14 protein-coding genes and 1 pseudogene are annotated in these 19190 nt (G+C 67.5%); 7 read left to right on the top strand and 8 right to left on the bottom strand.

Annotated elements, in window-relative coordinates; all coding sequences use genetic code 11:
- Positions 1–44: 44 nt before the first annotated feature.
- The gene (locus tag WD271_14225; GenBank protein MEX1008986.1) at positions 45–755 is read left to right on the top strand and encodes a helix-turn-helix transcriptional regulator; all 711 of its coding nucleotides are present in this window, start codon (positions 45–47) and stop codon (positions 753–755) included.
- 76 nt (positions 756–831) lie between these two features.
- The gene (locus WD271_14230) at positions 832–1608 is read left to right on the top strand and encodes a group 1 truncated hemoglobin (GenBank protein ID MEX1008987.1); all 777 of its coding nucleotides are present in this window, start codon (positions 832–834) and stop codon (positions 1606–1608) included.
- On the opposite strand, the gene WD271_14235 is transcribed toward WD271_14230, so the two are convergent.
- Together WD271_14235 and WD271_14240 are read right to left on the bottom strand one after the other, a co-directional pair.
- Entirely contained in the window at positions 1558–2358 is an 801-nt protein-coding gene (locus tag WD271_14235; GenBank protein MEX1008988.1) for an SDR family oxidoreductase, read from the bottom strand. The two genes, WD271_14230 and WD271_14235, sit on opposite strands and share 51 nt — an antisense overlap.
- A gap of 25 nt (positions 2359–2383) precedes the next feature.
- Positions 2384–3208 (bottom strand): TIGR03619 family F420-dependent LLM class oxidoreductase, encoded by an 825-nt coding sequence (locus WD271_14240; GenBank protein MEX1008989.1) that lies wholly within the window; start codon positions 3206–3208, stop codon positions 2384–2386.
- A gap of 139 nt (positions 3209–3347) precedes the next feature.
- On the opposite strand from WD271_14240, the gene WD271_14245 reads away from it, so the two are divergent.
- Positions 3348–4589, top strand: a complete 1242-nt coding sequence (locus WD271_14245) for an amidohydrolase family protein (protein MEX1008990.1) — start codon at positions 3348–3350, stop codon at positions 4587–4589.
- A 51-nt stretch (positions 4590–4640) separates the two neighbouring features.
- On the opposite strand, the gene WD271_14250 is transcribed toward WD271_14245, so the two are convergent.
- The 6 genes from WD271_14250 to WD271_14275 all read right to left on the bottom strand — a co-directional run bounded on the left by WD271_14250 (position 4641) and on the right by WD271_14275 (position 13736).
- Positions 4641–5174, bottom strand: coding sequence for a hypothetical protein (locus WD271_14250; protein ID MEX1008991.1), 534 nt, complete (start codon positions 5172–5174; stop codon positions 4641–4643).
- Positions 5171–7987: a branched-chain amino acid ABC transporter permease/ATP-binding protein gene (locus WD271_14255; protein ID MEX1008992.1), complete on the bottom strand. Its 2817-nt coding sequence runs from the start codon at positions 7985–7987 to the stop codon at positions 5171–5173. Before WD271_14255 ends, WD271_14250 begins: the two co-directional genes overlap by 4 nt.
- On the bottom strand, positions 7987–10239 hold the full coding sequence (locus WD271_14260) for an MFS transporter (protein MEX1008993.1): 2253 nt from the start codon (positions 10237–10239) through the stop codon (positions 7987–7989). The genes WD271_14255 and WD271_14260 overlap by 1 nt, the downstream gene beginning before the upstream one ends.
- A gap of 16 nt (positions 10240–10255) precedes the next feature.
- Positions 10256–11593, bottom strand: coding sequence for an ABC transporter substrate-binding protein (locus tag WD271_14265; protein MEX1008994.1), 1338 nt, complete (start codon positions 11591–11593; stop codon positions 10256–10258).
- Positions 11594–11796: 203 nt separating this feature from the next.
- Positions 11797–12912, bottom strand: a complete 1116-nt coding sequence (locus WD271_14270) for an amidohydrolase family protein (GenBank protein MEX1008995.1) — start codon at positions 12910–12912, stop codon at positions 11797–11799.
- Between the two features lie 119 nt (positions 12913–13031).
- A complete protein-coding gene (locus tag WD271_14275) occupies positions 13032–13736 on the bottom strand; it encodes a TetR/AcrR family transcriptional regulator (GenBank protein ID MEX1008996.1) in 705 nt (234 codons plus the stop codon).
- A gap of 159 nt (positions 13737–13895) precedes the next feature.
- Between WD271_14275 and WD271_14280 the strand changes: the two genes are divergently transcribed.
- The 4 genes and pseudogenes from WD271_14280 to WD271_14295 all read left to right on the top strand — a co-directional run bounded on the left by WD271_14280 (position 13896) and on the right by WD271_14295 (position 19190).
- Entirely contained in the window at positions 13896–15104 is a 1209-nt protein-coding gene (locus WD271_14280) for a CaiB/BaiF CoA-transferase family protein (protein ID MEX1008997.1), read from the top strand.
- Between the two features lie 30 nt (positions 15105–15134).
- The gene (locus WD271_14285) at positions 15135–16310 is read left to right on the top strand and encodes an amidohydrolase family protein (GenBank protein ID MEX1008998.1); all 1176 of its coding nucleotides are present in this window, start codon (positions 15135–15137) and stop codon (positions 16308–16310) included.
- Between the two features lie 4 nt (positions 16311–16314).
- Complete coding sequence (locus WD271_14290) at positions 16315–18630, top strand: CoA transferase (protein MEX1008999.1); 2316 nt, start codon at positions 16315–16317, stop codon at positions 18628–18630.
- 65 nt (positions 18631–18695) lie between these two features.
- Positions 18696–19190 (top strand): annotated as a pseudogene (locus tag WD271_14295) (CoA transferase).

The following is a 19190-nucleotide window of genomic DNA, read 5'->3' on the forward strand; positions in this document are numbered from 1 at the left end:
GTCTGTGGTCTGAAGGCGCGCTCGCCTGGTCGCAGGGAGACTCCGTGGGCGCGTTGCGCGCCTTTGACGAAGCCCTCGCGCGGATCCGGCGGCTCGGCGCCGTCGCGCTCGAAGCCCTGTGCCTCACAGACGTGTCCGAAGTCGTCGCCGATATTGGTGACGATCGGCGCGGCGGCCAGATTGCGGCGCGCGCGCTCGTCCTGGCGGACGCGGCGGCGGGATCGCTGCCGGAGCATCTTGCGCATCTCTCCGTGGCGTGGAGCGAGATCGCCTTCCGCCGACCGGAAGCGGCCATCGAGCCGGCGCAGCAGGCAGCACAGAAGCTCCGTGAGGCCGGTTATCGGCTGCACGCGGCCATTGCCCTCGATGTCGAGGCGCGCGCGTTGGAGGCAGTGGAGCGAACGGCGGCGATCAGCGTTGCCGGTGCCGCCGCCGAGGCGTTCCATTCTTGTGGTGCGAGCTGGCGCCGTGATCGGGTCCTCGGGCGACTTACGCGACTCGGGAGTCGCGGACGGCGGACGGCGGCATCAGTGCGCGGACCGGACACGCTGACGGAACGCGAGCGCGAGGTCGCGCATCTCGCTGCGCGTGGTTTCACGGCGAAGGAGATCAGCGAGCGGCTGTACATCGGCCGCCGCACCGTCGAAACCCACCTCCAGATCATCTACGCGAAGCTTGGCGTCGGTTCCAAGCGCGAACTCGTGGGGCACGCGGAGCGGTTCCGCGATGCGGCGTCGCCCTGGCCGGTTCCGTAGTCGGTTCCGTAGTTGGTACGGGTGTCGCGGAGCCCTCCTACTCGTACGCTCGTCGCACCATTGCGAGGAGGTCCCGATGAGCTTGTATGAGGAGCTTGGTGGTGACGAGGCGATCAGCGCGGCACTCGACGCCTTCTACGTGAAGATCTTCGCCGACCCACGCGTCAGCGGGTACTTCGTGGATGTCGACATGCCGAAGCTCAAGGGCCACGCTCGCGCGTTCCTCGCACTGGCTTTCGGCGGTCCTGACCGGTACATGGGCCGCGACCTCCGAACGGTGCACGAGCGTCCGCGCTCCATGGGGCTCGATGATTCGGACACCGACGTGTTCTTTTCGCACTTTCGCGAGGTGCTCGAAGAGTTCGGCGTAGACGAGGGACGGATCGCCGCCGTCATGGACATCGCCGAGGGCGGTAGGAGCGAGGTGCTCGCCGTGATCGGACGGCCTCGAACGTTACGAGGGCACCCGACTCGGCGCGCAGGAACTACTCGCCCAACTGGGCCACCTGGTCGACGACCAGCGGTGCGGCGACCGTGCGCCGACTCGGCCGACCGCGACCAGCGGTACACGAAGGTGCGCGGCCCCGCCTCGAGCGTGCCGACGAGGCCGTGGACCGACGCGACTCCATCGAGGCCCGCGCGCATCAGAGCACCCTTCGGAGGGTCGGGCCATCGACGGGTTCAACAAGACCGCGATGGAACGCGATCCGTCGACGGCCGAGGAGCAGGCGTATCCACTCGCGTTCCTCAACAGCGACGCCGCGGGGCACCTGAACGGACAGGTGGTCAGCGTCGACTACGGCTACACGCGAGCTCTTCGGCGACGCTCACGGCTGCGGTGCCGGCTTGCTGACGAGTGGTTCGCGACCAGCGGGCACTCGACAACACCGAGCAGGCCGCACTTGTTGTTCGAAGCGGGCTTGGCGGACGCGCACAACAGGTCTCCGAACATCTGCCACCCGGGCGTCGCGTCCATCAGCGGCGTCCTGGTCGGGCCGGGCGCGGTCGCATTGATCCGGATCCCCTGCTTGCCGAACGGAACGGCGCAGAGCTGCACGTAGACATCGATCGCCTGCTTCGAGAAGACGTAGTTCGCCTCGGCCTGCGTCACTGCGTCTTCTTCGTCGGCATCGAGATGCTCGACGCACCAGTCACGCGCCGTTGCGAAGTCCGGCGTCGAGAGGAACCCGACGAGCTCGTCGATCCGTTGCTCCCAACCCAGGCCGCCGATCGACGAGATGAAGGCGATCGCGGATCCGGCCGGCATGAGCTCGTTCGCCGCGCGCTCGACGAGGTGGCGCGCGCCCACGAAGTTGATCAGCATCACGTCGACGGGAGAAAACGGCGATCCCGAGACACCCGCGCACGAGAAGAGCGCGTCGATCGGGCCGCCGATCGTGGCCAGCACGGCGTCGATCGAGCCGGGCTCACGCAGGTCGAGCGTCCAGGCGCCGTCGACCGGGAGCGAGACTTCGGCGACGTCGGCGACGTGCACCTCGCCGCCCAGCTCCGACACGAGTCGCGCGATGGCCGCGCCCATTCCTGAGGCACCGCCGACCACGAGCACTCGCTTGCCCTCGTACCGGAACTTCTCGACGCCCATTCGACCCTCCCGTCGTCGTCTCGGTTCAGGACAGCAGCGCGGCAGCGACCTTCTGCTGGCCCCGCATCCACGTGTCGATGTCGCCGCGGTCGGGCGCGACGAGCAGCGATCCCACGCCCGCCTCCCGGAACGCCGCCCCCAGGTCGCGCATGGCGCCGGGCTCCATCGACGTCACGTCCCACGCGACGCGCAAGGAGATCACGAAGTCGTCGTCGGGTCGGTGCTCGCGGAGCTGCTTCACGATCGTCGCCATCTCGTCGGGGCTCGGGCCCATCGCGTGGTAGCCGTCGTTGCGCAACGCTCGCTCGACCGCGGTCGGCGCGGCGCCGCCGATCCAGATCGGGATCCGGTGCGCGGGTGGTGGGAGGACGCGGATCTGGTCGAAGCTCGGGTAGTACTCGCCCTCGAAGTCCGCGGTGCTGTTCTCCCAGACCAACCGGAACATGCGGATCAGCTCGTCGAGGCGCGCGCCGCGGTGATCGAAGTGACCGCCGAGTGCGTCGTACTCGCGCTTCGACCAGCCGATACCCAAGCCGACCGTAAGGCGGCCATTGCTCATCGTGTCGAGCGACGCGAGCGAATTCGCCAACGCGAGCGGGCTCGAGTACTGCGGACCGACGAGCACGCTCGTGCCGAGACCAATGGTCTCGGTGACCGCGGCCGCGAACGCGAGTGTCTGGAGCGGGTCGAGGATGTAGGGCGCCGGGTACGGCTGCTCCTTCGGGATCACGAGGTGGTCGCTCACGCACACGGCGTCGAAGCCCTGTTGCTCGGCTTCGCGAGCGGCGCGCTGCGCACCTCCCGCCACGATCGCCTTGCCGAACTGCGGGAGGTGGATTCCGACCTTCATGGGTGTGAACCTATGCGTGACGCCCGGCCGCGGCCGCTGCTGGTGGACAACCGAGCCCGGCAGGCCGGGCTCGAAGGCGCTACGGTAGCGTCCAAATGAGGCCGGCGCCTCAAATCAGGATCGACCGGAGGGAGCCAGCATGTTCGAGCAGCATCTCGACTATCCGGTATTCGACGCCGACAACCACCTCTTCGACAGCGTGATGCTGTGGCGCGGATACGCCGAGTCGAAGTACTCGGAGCTCTTCGAGGACGACATCTGGCTGTCGGACCGCGAGCGGTTCCTGTCGAGTGCGATCGGTCGCCGAGCGAGCCGGTTCGGAGAAGGCAACGAGGTGCAGGCCCTGGAGGAGTCGGCCGTCTTCCGCCCGGGCGCCAGCCTCAACAAGCTGAACCCGTACAAGAACGCCAACTCGCCGGAAGAGCGTGAGGCGATCATCAAGGAGTTTCAGGCGCTCGCGCCCGGCTTCCAGAACCGCGACCGCCGCCTCGAGGTCATGGACATCCAGGGCATCGAGGGGGCGATCATGTTCCCGCAGGCCGACGCGCTCGTGATCCACAGCGCGTTCTCGGAGAGCGCGGAGAGGAGCATGGCCGCGGTGCGTGCGTACAACCGCTGGGTCGACGCGGAGTGGGGCTTCAGCTACCAGCACCGCATCTTCGTGCCTGCCGCGATCTCACTCATGGACGTGGACCTCGCCCTCGCCGAGGTCGACTGGGCACTCGAGCACGGCGCGCGCGGGTTCCTACTGCCGCCGGGGCCGCTGCACGGCCGATCGCCGGCCGACCCGATGTACGACCCATTCTGGGCACGCCTGAACGAGGCGAAGGTCGGGGCGATGATCCACCTCAACTACACCGACTACGCGCAGCAGGGCGCGCGGTTCAGCGAGGACCCCGACTCCCACTTCATCGACGGCAACAAGTCGTTCACCGCGTTCCAGTGGTTCTCGTACTGGGGAGACCGCCCGGTCATGGAGACCACAGCCGCGCTGATCTTCCACGGGCTCTTCGAGCGCTTCCCTGACGTGCGGATCGCGCTCTCGGAGCAGGGCACGGTGTGGCTCCCCTATACGCTGCGCAAGATGGACCACGCGTTCATGATGGGGCGCAAGGGAACGTTCGACGCGATCAAGTCTCGGCCGAGCGATACGTTCCGCAAGCACTTCCTCGTCGCGCCGTACCCCGAGGAGATCGTCTCGCGGCCGATGGAGGTCGTCGGGGACACATGCCTGACGTTCGGATCCGACTTCCCGCACGGTGAGGGACTTGCGGACCCCGCCGAGTATGCGAACGCAATCCTCGGCGACCTCACAGAGGAGCAGCGCCGCAAGATCATGCGCGACAACCTCGCGAACTTCCTCTTGCCCGCGGGTGCGTGACGACGTCGCCCGCCTGAACGATCCAACCGGTGCCGGCGTCACCCGGGGCGGTTACGGGTTTTCGTCGAGGCCTCCGGTGTCGAGGCCGCCGGACAACGACGGCCGCTCGACGAAGAAGTTGGTCGACCAGGAGTCCTCACCGACACGTCGCCCCGCGCCGTCGACGATCACGATCGTCGCAGCATGGAGCCCGTACAGGTCGTTCACGGGAAACGGACCGTTGAACGGCAGCACCGGAACGGTCACGTTGTGTCCTCGCGTCACGAAGATGAAGTGCGCCGCCAGGTACAACTCATCGGGACAGCCCGGGGTTGCCTTGCACGTGTCATCGGCCAAGCTCTCCAACGACTCGCCAGGTGCCATGGGCTGCTGGTCGACGAAGACCGCGAAGCGCTGCCGCGGCGCCAACGGCCGCGCGTCCCAGGTGATGCGCGCCGGCGCCTCCGTCGTGGTCAGGTCGCGTGGGCGCACGACTTGCACGCGATCGGATTGCTTCACCGCCAGCCCCTGGGTGCTGCACCCGAACGCGACGATGCCGACTGCGAGCGCGGGCAGGAGGACCCGTCGTCCGCGCCCGCGTCTCATGTGGCGGCCCGCATCGTCGAGCGGTCGATCGCGCTGGTGTCCGCGCCCAGATAGGACTCGATGACGCGCGGGTTGGAGCGGATCTCTGCTGCATCGCCGACCGCGATCACCTGACCCGACTCCATGGCCACGACGCGGTCGCACAGCCCGAGGACGAGCGGGATGTCGTGCTCGATGAGGACGATGGTCAGATCGAGCTGTTCCTTCAAGGGCGTCAGGATCTCGCCGAGCATCTCCGTCTCGCGCTGGGCCATGCCCGACGACGGCTCGTCCAGCAACAGCAACTGCGGATCAAGAGTGATCATGCACGTGAGGTCGACCACGCGCCGCGTCCCCGTCGAAAGCTCCGCGACCGGACGGTCACGCCACCGGTCGAGTCCCATCATCGCGGCCAGCTCCCGCGCGCGTTGCCGCTTCCCTCGCCGCGTTGTGTTGAAGCCGGCGAACGACCGGACGAAGCGCGTCGGGTCCTCGCGCTCGAGCGCGAGCTCGATGCAGTCGAGCACCGAAAGTGTCGGGAACAGCGCGGCATCCTGGAACGAGCGGATGAGCCCGAGCTGGGCACGGGACGACGGGCTCAGGCCGGTGATGTCGCGTCCGAGGAATTCGACGGTGCCGCTGTTCGCGCGCGTGAAGCCACTGATCAGCTCGAAGAGCGTGGTCTTCCCGGCGCCGTTGGGACCGATCAGGCCGAGTGTCTCACCAGCGTGGACCTCGAGGTCGACACCGCTCACCGCGACGACCCCGCCGTACGCCTTGGTGACCTCTCGGGTGCTGAGGATCACGTCGCCAGGCGCGTACGAACGAGACGGCGTAGTCGGGAGTGCGAGCTGCACCTCGATGTCGGGGGGCTGGGTGGAGCGCCTGTCCTCGTCCCACTCGACCGCGGGATCGAGCCCGTGACGACGCGCGATCGCGTCGGCGATCCGCTTCCGGACGTTGCCGACTCCGACCGCGAAGCCGCCCGGGTATTGCACGATGATGATCAACCACCCGGCCGCGGTCGCGAGGAGCTGGAGCGAGTCCAGCGGCGCGATGTGGAAGATGTTGGGGATCTCGGGGATCCCCACGATGAACAACGAGCCCATCAACGGGCCGATGAGCAACCCGAGGCCGCCGAGCACCGCCACGGCGGCTGCCTCGATGCTGCGCTGCACTCCAAATGCTTCCGAGGTGAGCAGGCTGATGCCACCTCCGTAGACAGCGCCGCCGAGTCCCGCGAGGAACCCGGCGACGCCGAACGCCTGGAGCTTGACCGACGTCGGGTTGACGCCGAACGCGCGGGCGGCGTCCTCGTTGTCGCGGACTGCGCGCATGCGGAGGCCGAGGCCTCCCGTCCAGACATTGCGAGCGAAGAACACCGCGACGAGGAGGACGACGAGGCCGAGCAAGTAGTACGACTTCGCCGTTCGGATCGTGTAGCCGGCAATGGTGCGGTCACCGTGTGACTTGCCCGCGCCCAACAGCCACGGTTGCTGCAACGCCCACGTCGTGCAGACGACTGCGAAGCCGAGCGTGGTCACCGCGAGCATCGGCCCCCGGATCCGGAGCGCGGGCAGTCCGATCAGCAGCGCCGCTCCCGCGGCGGCGACTCCCCCGGCGACGAAGCCGAGGACGAAGGTGCCGGTCGCGTCCGTGACGTAGTACGAGATCGCTCCGCCGATTCCCGCGAGCGCGAACTGCCCGAGTGAGAGTTGACCGCTGAGACCGGCGACGACTCCGACGGAGAGCCCGACAATGGTCATCACTTCGATCATCGTGAACGAGGTCGCACTCGAGTTACTGATGACGAGCGGCAACGCGAGCCCGGCCGCGAGCAGGACCGTGAACACGACCCAGCGGAGGTTCCGGATCCAGAAGATGTCCCGGTAGCTGTCGGGCAACGGCGCCCACTCGCGGATCGCCGTCCAGGTGCCTTTCGCGTCGCGCCGGTCGTACCGGGCGCGCTGGATCAGCAACGTGCCAAGGATGATGACGAAGAGCACCGCCTCCACGAGCGAACCGTTGGGATAGTTCCAGAGCAGGAGGCCCTCGATCACGCCCACGCCGACCCCCGCGATCATCGCGACCCAGAGGTTGGTCATGCGGGCGATCACCGCGGCGGTCAGGGCGCGGAGCAGGAGCCCCGGCCCGAGGAAGTCGCCGCTCGCGAACCCGCGCGTCGGCAGGATCAGGATCGCGGTGTAGGCGGCGACGACGCCCGAGAGCGCCCACGCGAGCGACACCATGCCGCCCGCGTTCACCCCGACGAGCTCGGCCGCCTCCTGGTTGGTCGACGACGCGCGCATCGCGAGGCCGAACCATCCGCGCCGGAAGTAGTACACGAGCGCGGCCACGACGATCGGCGTGAAGATGAGCATCCCCGAATACGCCTGCGTCACGCGCAACGGGCCGACGTCGAAGTCGGGCATGCCCGGTGGCAGCGGGAATTGGGCGCCCACGCCCACACTCGAGTTGATGATCCCCGCGAGGATCAGGATCACCGATCCGAGCCCGAGCGTCGCGACGACTCCGACGACCGTCGGCGTGTTCCGCAGCCGTCGCATGACGCCCGCTTCGCATCCCGCGCCCAGCAGACCCGAGGCGATCAGCGCGACAGGCACTGCGATCCAGTAGTTGACGTTCCACTCGACCACAGCGACGCCCGCGATCGCGGCGCCGAACGCGCCGATCGCCCCCTGGGCGAAGTTGATGATGCGGCTGGCCCGGTAGACGAGGACGAGGCCGACGGCGATCATGCCGTAGACCATCCCCGTGATGGCCCCGAGCAGGAGCGACGGGCCGGTCACCTCGAAGTGCGTGAACCAGTCCATCAACTCCCGCCGGCGTTCGACCCGTCCGCGGGCCCCGGGGCCATCGTCCCGATCCCCTTGGACGCACCCTCGAGGAACACCGACCGCAGGAGATCGGGTCGTGCGACGAGGTCACGGGCGTCGCCGTCGAAGCGCATCTGGCCGCGCTCCATGAAGTAGGCGTGATCGACGAGCGTGAGCGCGATGTTGACCGACTGCTCGACGACGACGACCGCGGTGCCGGTCGCGTTGATCCGCCTCACCATCTCGATGAGCTGACCGACGATGAGCGGCGCGAGACCGAGGGAGAGCTCGTCGATCAGCAAGAGCCGAGGTTGGAGGATGAAGGCTCGCCCCAAGGCGAGCATCTGCTGTTCCCCGCCCGACAGCGTGTCGGCGCCCTGGTTCCGGCGCGCCGTGAGGGCCGGGAACGCGTCGAACGTCGCGTCGATGCCGCGCTCGACCGCCTTCGACGACCTCCGCAGCGTGAACGCGCACATGCGCAGGTTCTCGACGACCGACATGCCCGGGAAGACCGATCGGCCTCCCGGCATCTGTGCGATCCCGTGACGGACGCGCCGAGCCGGATCGACGTAGGTGATGTCGGCACCCCGGAAGTGGACGGTTCCCCGCGTCGGCTTCCCGATGCCGGAGATCACCTTCAGCAACGTCGACTTCCCGGCGCCGTTCGTGCCGAGCAGGGCGACGATCTCGCCGTCGTCGACGGTGAAGTCGACGCCGAACAGCACCTGGAGCTTGCCGTAGCTGAAGTCGAGGTTGCGGACGCCGAGGAGCGGGAAGTGCTGCCCGCTCGAGACGCGTACGAGCAGTTCCTCGCGCTCCGTCTCCTTCTCGACCAGCCGCGCCACGTCACCAGCCATCTCGCGGCTCGAGACGCGCGTCGCGCCGGACACCCCGAGGTAGTTAAGCGCGAAGAACACCATGGCGGTCGTGATCCCGTAATGGTCTGACAGCTGCCCCGCGAGCACGCCACCGGCGAGTGCCGCCGACGCGATCAGCAGCCCGGCGATCGCAGCAGTATGGGAGCGGAGACGAGGATCCACCACCGAGAGCCACACGAGGTAGGCGACGGCGACGCTGAAGTAGAGCCCGAGATACGCGAGCGCGAGCGTCACGATCGTGACGACCTCGTTCGCCCAGAACGCCATGACAACGAGGCTCACTGCGCCCAGGAGCGCGAGGCGCGCAACAGCCGTGAGCAGCTTCGCGGGCGACGCCCGGAACCATGCGTCTCCCCGCGCCCGCAGGACGAACAACGGGATCATCCCGATCGTGCCGAGGAGCACGAAGAGCCACTGCCGGTCCGTGAACTCCCACTGGTAGCGCGCTACCACGAACTGCGATACGAACGCCTGCATCGGAACGGCGATCGTGCCGGCAAGCACGAATACGATCGGCATCGACGCGCCGGACCGAGCCGCCAACGTGGCGCGCATCTGCTCGCCGAACTTGACCGCGACGTCGGCTTCGGAGAGCTCGGCGTGCTCGCTGCCACGTTCACCGACGCGCTCACGAACGATGCTGCCGATGCGGTCGACGTCGTAAGTCCCGACACCGGGGTCGCGGATACCGAGGGACGCGAGCGCGGCGACGGTCGCGACGCCGGCAAGGACCATCAGGCATCCACGCCACGTGAGGCCGAAGCGATCGAATCCCACCAAGATCGCTACGTTGGCGATCACGGTGCCCGCCGCCAACCCGAACACCAGAAGCGTGATGACGCGCGCACGGACGTCAGGCGGATACGCATCCATCACCAACGAGAACGCCGCGGTGAAGATGCAGCCGGCGCCGGCGGCCGTGATCGCCACTGCGGCGACGAGTCCGACTTCGTTGGTGGCGAACGACGCAAACCACATTCCTCCGGCGAGCGCGACGCTGCCGACGAGGAGCACTCGACCGCGAATCACGTGGTGCGACATGACCCTTGCACCGACGAGCGCCGCGACCGCGAACGCGGCGACGAAGACCGGGATGATGAGCGAGTTCAGGAGCCCGGGGTACTCGTAGCCGAGCGGATCGAGGCCGAGCGTGTCCGCGATCGACGAGTCGAAACGCAACAGGAGGAACGTCAGGAACATCACCGGGACGATCACGAGCGTCGCCCGGATGACCGTCGCCGGCGTCGCACCCGCGCGCCGGATCCCATCGCGAAGCTTTGGCACCGCCTCGTTGCTGCCGAACCCGAGCGCGGCGAGGCTGCGCCCGGTCAGCTCGTGCGCTTCTTGTTCGATTAGTTCGATGCTGTCCAATGCGACGCCTTCGGCGTCACGTTCCGTCGAGCGGAACCGGCTTCGTCCCCGGGATCTTTACGAAGGTCTTGGTGGCAGGGTCGTACTGCAACATCTGGACCTCGTCGATGTTCCCGCCGTTCACCTTCGCGCCGAACTTAAGGTCGCCGTTGTACGTGGTCGTCGCCTTGAACTTCGTGCCCTGCGCGTCGATGCCCTTGCGAAGGGTCGCCGGCTTGACGTCCTTCGCCTTGCCGAGGCTCGCCTGCAACAGGTTGAGGAAGTCGCAGTACCCCGACACGCCGGTCAACGTCGTGGTCGACGGCGCCGTCCAGGTTGCGCACTCGGTGATCGCCGGGTTCGCCGGCAGCGCCTGCTGCGCCTGGAGCGGGAGGTCCGTGATCTGCCACGAGACCGCGATCGCCTTCGTCTTCATCGCCTCGGCGCCGAGCTGTGCCTTGAGCGCGAGCGCATCCGACGTGTTGAGGCCATACGCAGGATAGAAGCCCTGGCTATTGGCGGACGTGAGGAACGCGACGGTGGTCGCACCACCCGGAGTAAAGATGACCACGTTCACGCCATCGTTCTTGAACTTCAAGATCGCCGCGTTCATCGTCACCGTGGTGTTCGACAGATCGCTCGCGCTCGCGGTCTGGTGGTACGAAGCGACCTCGTACGGGATCTTGAGCTTCTTCAGGGCGGGACCGTAGGCCTTGTTCGCGACGTAGTCGCCCTGCCCGGTGCCGTCGTCCGCGGCCATGATCCCGACCTTGGCGTCCTTCGGGAACAGACCCGCCTTGTTCCACAACGTGACCAGCTGGTTGAAGCGGCAGGACGCAACGCCGTTCACGTAGTAGAGGTACGGCGCGCCCTTCTTCAGGTCGTCACAGGTGGGCTGGTACTTCCCACCGGAGACGAAGAACGGCAGCTTGGCCTTCGTGAAGCACTCGACGCCCACGTGGTTCTCGTAGGACCCCGCTGAGAACACGGCGAACACCTTGACGTCCTGCGTGAAGGCCGTGCACTCCTGCTGTGACTGCTGGCCCCAGTCGGGAGTCGACGCGGGATAGCGGTACGTGACGAGATTCACGTCGCATCCCGCGAGCCCACCCGCGGCGTTGAGCTGTGTGACGCCCGCCTTGAGGCCGTCGACGATCGCCTGGTCAGCCGGCACGTTCGAGGTGTCCGCGCCGATGGCGTTCTGCGCGACCGACGCGGCGTTGCTGAAGTACGACACCCCGAGATTCACCTTGCCCGAGGGATCCGCGCACTTCGTCGCCGCCGTGGACGAACTGCCGTCTGCCGCCGTTGCGACCGACTGCCAGACGAACACGACCGCGAGCGCGGTCGCTGCGACCAGCAGCCCTTTCGTCACTCGATGAACGCGCCGCGCGGGGCGCTGCGAACGAACGACCGACGCTTGCACCGACATCGCTTCCCCCCAATGGCCAGCTCGGCTGGATGCCTCTCCAGATGTGAGGCATGTGCCTCAACACAGGGCGGACATTAGCGGGCACTGGCTTGGATGTCAGGTCGGAGCCTCAATGTGCTCGCCCCGGGTCACCGCGTTCGGCCGCGTCAGCACTTCTTCGGCCAGTTGTAGATGCGACGCGCGTTGCCGTTCGTCATGAGGTCGACCTCGTCGTCGGGCACCTCGTGCATCATGCGCTTCATGACGTCCTGCGAGTGCGGCCACGGCGTCTCGACGTGTGGGAAGTCGCTCTCCCACATGATGCGGGCCACGCCGATGTGGTGACGTAGCTCGATGCCGATCTGGTCGTCGACGAACGTGCCGAGGATGTTGCGCTTGAAGATGTCGCTCGGAAGCAGGTCGTCGAGGCGCGACCAGTGCCGATGCCGCTCCCACATCCGGTCGCAGCGCTCGAGCTGTGCGGGGATCCACCCGAGTCCGCCCTCGGAGAAGCAGAACTGCAGCTTCGGGTAGTCGCGCAGCGTCGGGCTCTCGATCAGGTTCACCATGCCGATCGCCGCGGTGACCTGGGCGAGCATGATCGAGACGTGGAACTTCGACCCTGACGGGAACGGGATGTTGCCCGCCGTGCCGATGTGGCAGTTCACGACCATGCCGGTCTCGGAGAGCGCCTCCCACAGCGGGTTCCACTCACCGTTCCAGAGGTTCCCGAGCCCGAGGCCGCCCGGGTCCTCCGGGAACGTGATGCAGCGCGCCCCCTTGACCGCGGTGCGTCGCACCTCGTCGGCGCAGAGCTGCACATCCCACAGCGGCATCACCATCATCGGGATGTAGAGGTCCGGCGCCGCAGAGCACCACCCCTCGAAGACCCAGTCGTTGTAGGCCCGGCAGAGGAGCAGCGCGAGATCCTTGTCTTGGAACATCATCAGACCGCTGCCCGAGAAGCCGAGCAGCGAGGGAAAGCAGATGCTGCCGACCACACCGTCGACCGCGAGATCCTTGGCCCGCTGCGTCGGGTTGTAACAGGCCTCGATCATCTCGGCGTAGCTCACCGGATCGAGGTCCCACTGTTCCTGGGGGCGACCCGCGACCGCGTTGAGCCCCATCGTCGGCTGCTGCATGCCGTTCACAATCCATGCTTCGCCGTTGTCGGTCGCCACGACGTGCGGGGCGTCGTCCTGGTACTTCGCCGGCAGGCGGTCCGTCCAGACGTTGGGCGGCTCGATGATGTGGTCGTCGACGCTGATCAGCTCGTACCGCATGGCTGCTCCTGGGCTCCGGTCCGCTGCTGCAGGTTATCAGTCACTGGACTCAAAAAGACGAGGCGGTCCCGCGTGCGTACGCCTTCGCCGGCAGACGGCGCGGCTGGTGCCCCCGTCGGTCAGTCGAGCAGAGGTGCCGCGAGCCCGGCCGCCATCATCTCGACGATCTCGTCCGCCACCGCGGTGAGGCGGGTGCTGTCGGACGCGTCGCCGAAGCGCTTGTGGGTCGCGAGCGCGGTGATCGCGAACGTGATGAGGAGGCCGTAGCGCAGGTCGAAAACATCGTCGGAGACGTAGCGGTCGGCCTCGCGAATCCGGCGGCGGATCTCGTTGTGCGCGCCCATGAACGGCTCGGCTGCGAGCGAGCTCTCGTTCGCGATCCCGCCGACGTCGATCACGAGCCGGGCGAGAAACGGCAGGAAGTAGTTGTCGGGATCGGCAATCGACTCGACATATGGCTCCACGAGGATGCGCAAGAGCAACTTGGGAGAATCGGGCTCGCCCGACTCGTCGTGAGCCTCGAGCGATGCCGTCCTCCGGGTATCGAGCTGCTCGCTTCGATAGGCGTAGATCGCGCTGACCAGCGCGGCACGGTCGCCGAAGTGGTACTGCACCGCGGTCTTGTTGCGTTGCCCAGCAGCCTCGCCGATCGCCCGGAGTGATGCTCCCTCGATGCCGCGCTCGGCGAACATCCGCTCGGCGAGCAGGATCAGGCGCTCCCGGGTGGCTCGACCGCTCGCGTTCCCGCGGTCCAGTGTCTGCGCGGGTGGGCGCACGATCACGAGTGCGGGAGGCGCGTCGTCGCTGAGTGGCTGCCTCGTCACCACTGCATTGTGCCATTACGGGCGGCCGACACCCGGATGACGAGTGGCCGCATTGCACGCTTCGACACCGCGCCGTATATTGCGGAGTTGCCAGATTCAGGCGTTGGCCTGATTCCGGGGTCGCCGCGCGTGGGGAGGACGATTGAGGCGCGAAGCACCATGACCGGCCTGCTCGAGGGTGTGAACGTCGTCGAGACCGGCGTGCTGATGACCGTCGACTTCCTCGGCCGGTTGCTCGGTGACGAGGGTGCGGACGTCGTGAAGGTCGAGACGCCGCAGTTGGGCGACTACCTGCGCAACATCATGATGCGGTTCGCGCCCGACTGGTCGACGTTCCACCTGACGCTCAACCGCAACAAGCGGAGCCTCACGTGCGACGCGCGCACGCCCGAAGGCCGGGAGGTGCTCGCGCGACTGCTCGCGCGCGCCGACATCTTCATCACCGGCAACATCGGTGATACCAACCGCAAACTCGGGCTCGACTACGACTCCGTGCGCGCGATCCGTCCGGAGATCGTGTACTGCCAGGCGACCGGGTTCGGCGCGAGCGGGCCGTACGCCGAAGTACCGACGCACGGGCAGATGATGGACGCACTCGGCGGTGGAGCGGCCCAGATGGCGCTCGACGACAACGGATTCGTCACCCCCATCGGCGATGCGATCGGCGGGAGTGGTGGCGTCGTGATCGGCCCGCTGTACGCGGCGTTCGGTGTTGCCGCCGGGCTCGCACGCGCGCGGACGACAGGCGAAGGCTGCTACATCGACGTCTCGTGCGCCGACGCCGTGCTCGCGGCCAAGTGGCTCGGTGCCATCCCGATGCTCAACCCGGAGAAGCTCGACCAGTCATGGGGCGGCGGGGGTGGCGGGGGCGCGTCTGCGAAGTACCAGCACTACGAGACATCCGACGGCAAGTTCGTGCTGTTCTGCGCGATCGAGCCGAAGTTCTGGGACCACTGGTGCCGCGCGGTCGGGCGCGAGGACCTGCTCACGTCGCACCGCGACGACCTCGTGGTCGACTTCGGCGGCGGCGAGGACGACCTTCGTCGAGAGATCCAGCGCGTTTTCCACACGCGCACGCAGGCCGAGTGGATGCAGGTCGCCGTCGACGCCGACATCGCGATGGGTCCGGCACTCCGATTCGACGAGATCCAGGACGATCCGCATCTCGCGGCGCGCGATCAGTTAGTGGTGGAACACCATCCGTTGTTCGGCGAGGTCATCACACTCGGCAATCCGATCGTGGTGCCGGGCAAGACCTTCAGCGTCCGTTCCGCGCCCGCGCTCGGCCAACACACCGACGAAGTGCTTGCCGAGCTCGGGTACTCGGAGCCCGAACGCGACGCGCTTCATGGCGCAGGAGCTGTGTGACCCGCGCCGCTACGACGAGAGGAGTCGCCCATGCGTGACTACGAGATCGTGTCGACGGACTCACACCTCGAGGTGTCGCCCGACCAGTGGCGACCCTACGTGGATCCCGAGTTCCGGGAGTACGTGCCGAAGGTCGTGGAGCTGCCGGGCGGCGGCGACGCGTGGCTCATGCCCGGAAAGAGCCAGCCGGTACCACTCGGGTTGAACTTCTCCGCAGGACGCGGCTGGGAGAACCTCAAGGTTTCCGGCCTCTCTTATTCCGAAGAGCTTGTGGGAGCGGGCGACGCGAAGCAGCGGCTCGCAGAGATGGACCAGGACGGCGTCGACGCCGAGATCCTGTTCCCCGCCGTCTCGGGTCAGCGCACACTCGACATCGCAGCGATCCCTCCCGAGGCCTACATCGCGGTCGCGCGTGGGTACAACGACTGGCTCTCGCAGGAGTACACCGTCGAAGACGTCGACCGACTCCTCGGGCTCGCGATCCTGCCGTGCGCCACGATCGATGACTCGATCGCGGAGCTCGAGCGTGTGGCGACGATGCCCGGCGTCCGCGGCGTCGTGCTGCACCAGTGGCCCAACGGATCGCCCGTGCCGAAGCCCGAGGAAGACGACCGGTTCTGGGCTCGCGCGATCGAGCTCGAGGTGCCGCTCACCGCGCACGTCGGCTTCGGTGGCGGCGCGATGGCGGAGGAACAGGCGCGCGCCGAAGCGGCGGCCGGTGGCGCCACGCTCATCAACTTCGCGCCGATGACCATGATGCTGTCGAAGACCGTGACGCGCGGCGGTCTCGTCGTCCAGTTCATCCAGTACGGCACGCTCGACCGATTCCCCGACCTGCAGGTGTTCTTCGCCGAGACCCAGATCGGCTGGATCCCGGAGTTCAAGGAGGACGCCGACGAGAACTGGCGCCGGCACAAGTACTGGAGCGGCGCCGACCGGTGGGCACACGAGCCGAGCTGGTACATGGACCACCACTTCCACTGGGGCTTCCAGGTGGACCGCTTTGGCTTGAAGGTGCGCCACGACATCGGGGTCGATCGCATCCAGTGGTCCACCGACTTCCCACACGTGCAGTGCGACTGGCCGGAGTCGCGCCGGATCGTCGCCGAACAGTTCGCCGACATCCCCGACGACGAGACGCGCATGATCGTCTGCGACAACGCGGTGCAGTACTTCCACCTCGACCGCGAGCCGGCCTGGAGCTGATCGGATGGCCGGGCCCATCGAAGGACTGCGCGTCGTCGACTGCTCACGCGGCACGGCGGGCCCGCGCGCGACGGGCATCCTCGCCGACTACGGCGCCGACGTCGTCTGGGTCGAGCCACCGGGCGGAGATCCGTGCCGCGACCAAGTGCCGGCATCGGCGGCGGTGTTCAACCGCGGGAAGCGCAGCATCGAGCTCGACGTGACGGATCCGGACGCGCGCGCACAGTTGCTCGCTTTGATCGACCGTGCCGAGGTGTTCGTCGAGAGTTGGCGGCCCGGCGTCGCCCAGCAACTCGGCCTCGACTACGAGACGCTGCACGAACGCAACCCCGCTCTCGTCTACGTGTCGATCTCGGGCTTCGGCGAAGGCGATGGTGACGACGAGCTCCCGGGATACGAACCAATCGTCCAGGCCGTGCTCGGCAGCATGGCCGAGCAGGTCGGCCACCGCGAAGCGCCGATCTTCCTCGGGTTCCCGTTCGCGTCGGCCGGCGCGGCGTCGCTTGCGGTCATCGGCGCGCTCGCCGCGCTGCGTCGCGCGCGCGAAGACGGTCACGGCCGGCACGTCTCGACGTCATTGTTCGACGGCGCACTCGCCTACCACTCGATGCTGTGGGGCGAGACCGACGCGTCGGTCGAGGCGTTGACGAACGCGCCACTCGTCATGACCGCGCCCCCCGCGATCCGGCTCCTCACGCGCTCTTTCGAATGCGCCGACGGTGAGTACCTCGGCATCCACACCGGCGCGGTCGGCGCGTTCGGGCGGGCGATGAAGGTGCTCGGCCTCGATGACCGCATCCCGCCGAGCGAGGACGGCATGGACATCGGCGTGCCGCTCACTCCCGAGCAGGTGCCGATCCTCTACAACGAGACCGTCGACATCTTCAAGACGCGACCGCGAGCGGAGTGGGTGGAGCGGTTCCTCGAGGCCGACGTGTGCGCGGTCGAGCACCTCCGGCCGACCGAGGTGTACGACACGCCACAGGCGCGGCACAACGAGATGGTCGTCACCGTCAACGACCCGGTGCTCGGCCCGGTCGAGCAGGTCGCGCCGGCCGCCAAGTTCACCGCGACCCCCGGTGACGTACGAGGCGCCGCACCCAGTGTCGGTGAGCACACCGTCGAGGTTCTTGGGACGATGGCTGGGTGGCCGGACCCGGCGGACAAGCCGCCCGCGGGCGCGATCGACACCAGGCCGCTCCTCGAAGGCTTGCGGATCCTCGACCTTGGCGCGTACTACGCCGGCCCTTACTCATCGCGGCTCCTTGCCGATCTCGGTGCCGAGGTGCTGAAGGTGGAGCCGCTTCTCGGCGACCAGCTCCGCGGGATCGAACGGCCCTTCTTCTCCGCGCAGGCGGGGAAGCGCGCAATGGCGGCCAACCTCAAAGACCCCGCGCTCACTGGAGTGGCTCAGGAACTACTACGGAGCGCCGATGTCGTGCACCACAACCTGCGCCCCGGTGCAGCAGAGCGCCTCGGCCTCGACTACGCATCGGTCAGCGAAGTGAACGGCGGCATCATCTACCTCCACGCGCCCGGGTGGGGATCCACCGGTCCGTTCACAATGCGACAGAGCTTCGCACCGATGCAGTCGGGTTATGTCGGCGTCACCTACGAGATTGCGGGTCGCTTCAACCCACCGATGCCGCCGACCGCAAACGAGGATCCTGGAAACGGGCTGTTGGGCGCGATCGCAATTCTCCTCGCGTTATTGCACCGCGATCGCACCGGTGACGGACAAGCGGTCGAGAACGCGCAGCTGAACGCGACCATGACGCACATGGCCCACGTCGTCCGAACGGTCGACGGCGATGTGATCGGCGCGGATCAGCTGGATCCGCTGCAGTTCGGTTTCGGGCCGTTCGAACGGTTATACGAGACCGCCGACGGCTGGGTCTGCGTCGTGGCGTACACCGATGCGGATCGCGAAGCGCTGTTGAAGATCCTCGGCGTCGACCGGGTTGCAAGCGACGATCACCAGGCCGACCTCATCGCCGCCGCGTTCGCAGAGCGAGAAACCGCGGTCGCCGTCGACGAAGTTGGCAACACCGGAGTTGCAATCGTCGAGCCGGCAGGTCGATCGATGCACCGCCTCATGAACGACTCCGAACAGCGACGCATCGGTCGCGTCGCCGAAGTCGCGCATCCCGCGAAAGGGAACGTGCGGGAGCTCCACGTATTGCTCCGGGTCAGCGACGCAGAGCAAGTCCCGCATCGGCTTGCACCGGAACTTGGCGAGCACACCGACGAGGTGCTCCGTGAACTGGGATGCGACGCCGACGAGATCGCGTCGCTGCGCGCGAGCGGGGCCGTGCGGTGACCGGCCCCCTCGACGGCTTCAAGGTGCTCGAGATCGGCGGGCCACCCGGCGCGTTCGCAGGCATGATGCTCGCTGACCACGGCGCCGACGTGTTGAAGATCAGCCGGCCCGGCGGTGGTGGCTCGATTGGCGCCGGCATCAGACATTCGGTGGACCCGATGGGTCGCGGACGGCGTTCTGTGGCGATCGACCTTCGCCACGACCAGGGTCCCGAGACACTCCTCCGCCTCGTCCGCGAGGCGGACGCGTTGATCGAAGGATTTCGACCGGGGGTCATGGAGCGGCTCGGAATCGGGCCGGCAGCATGCTTGGCTGAGTCGCCGCACCTGGTCTACGCGCGACTGACGGGGTGGGGACAGGACGGTCCGTGGGCACAGCACGCGGGACACGACGTTGACTACGTCGCGCTCAGCGGCACGCTCGACGCAATCGGGGAACGCGGTGGACCACCGATCATGCCGCTCAACCTCCTTGGCGACTGGGCGGGCGGATTGCTCTGCGCGTTCGGCGTCGTCAGCGCGCTGCACCTAGCCGCGCGCACAGGCCGCGGTGTGGTCGTC

It is taken from the genome of Acidimicrobiia bacterium (genome assembly GCA_040880805.1).
Classification (GTDB): Bacteria; Actinomycetota; Acidimicrobiia; order IMCC26256; family DASPTH01; genus DASPTH01.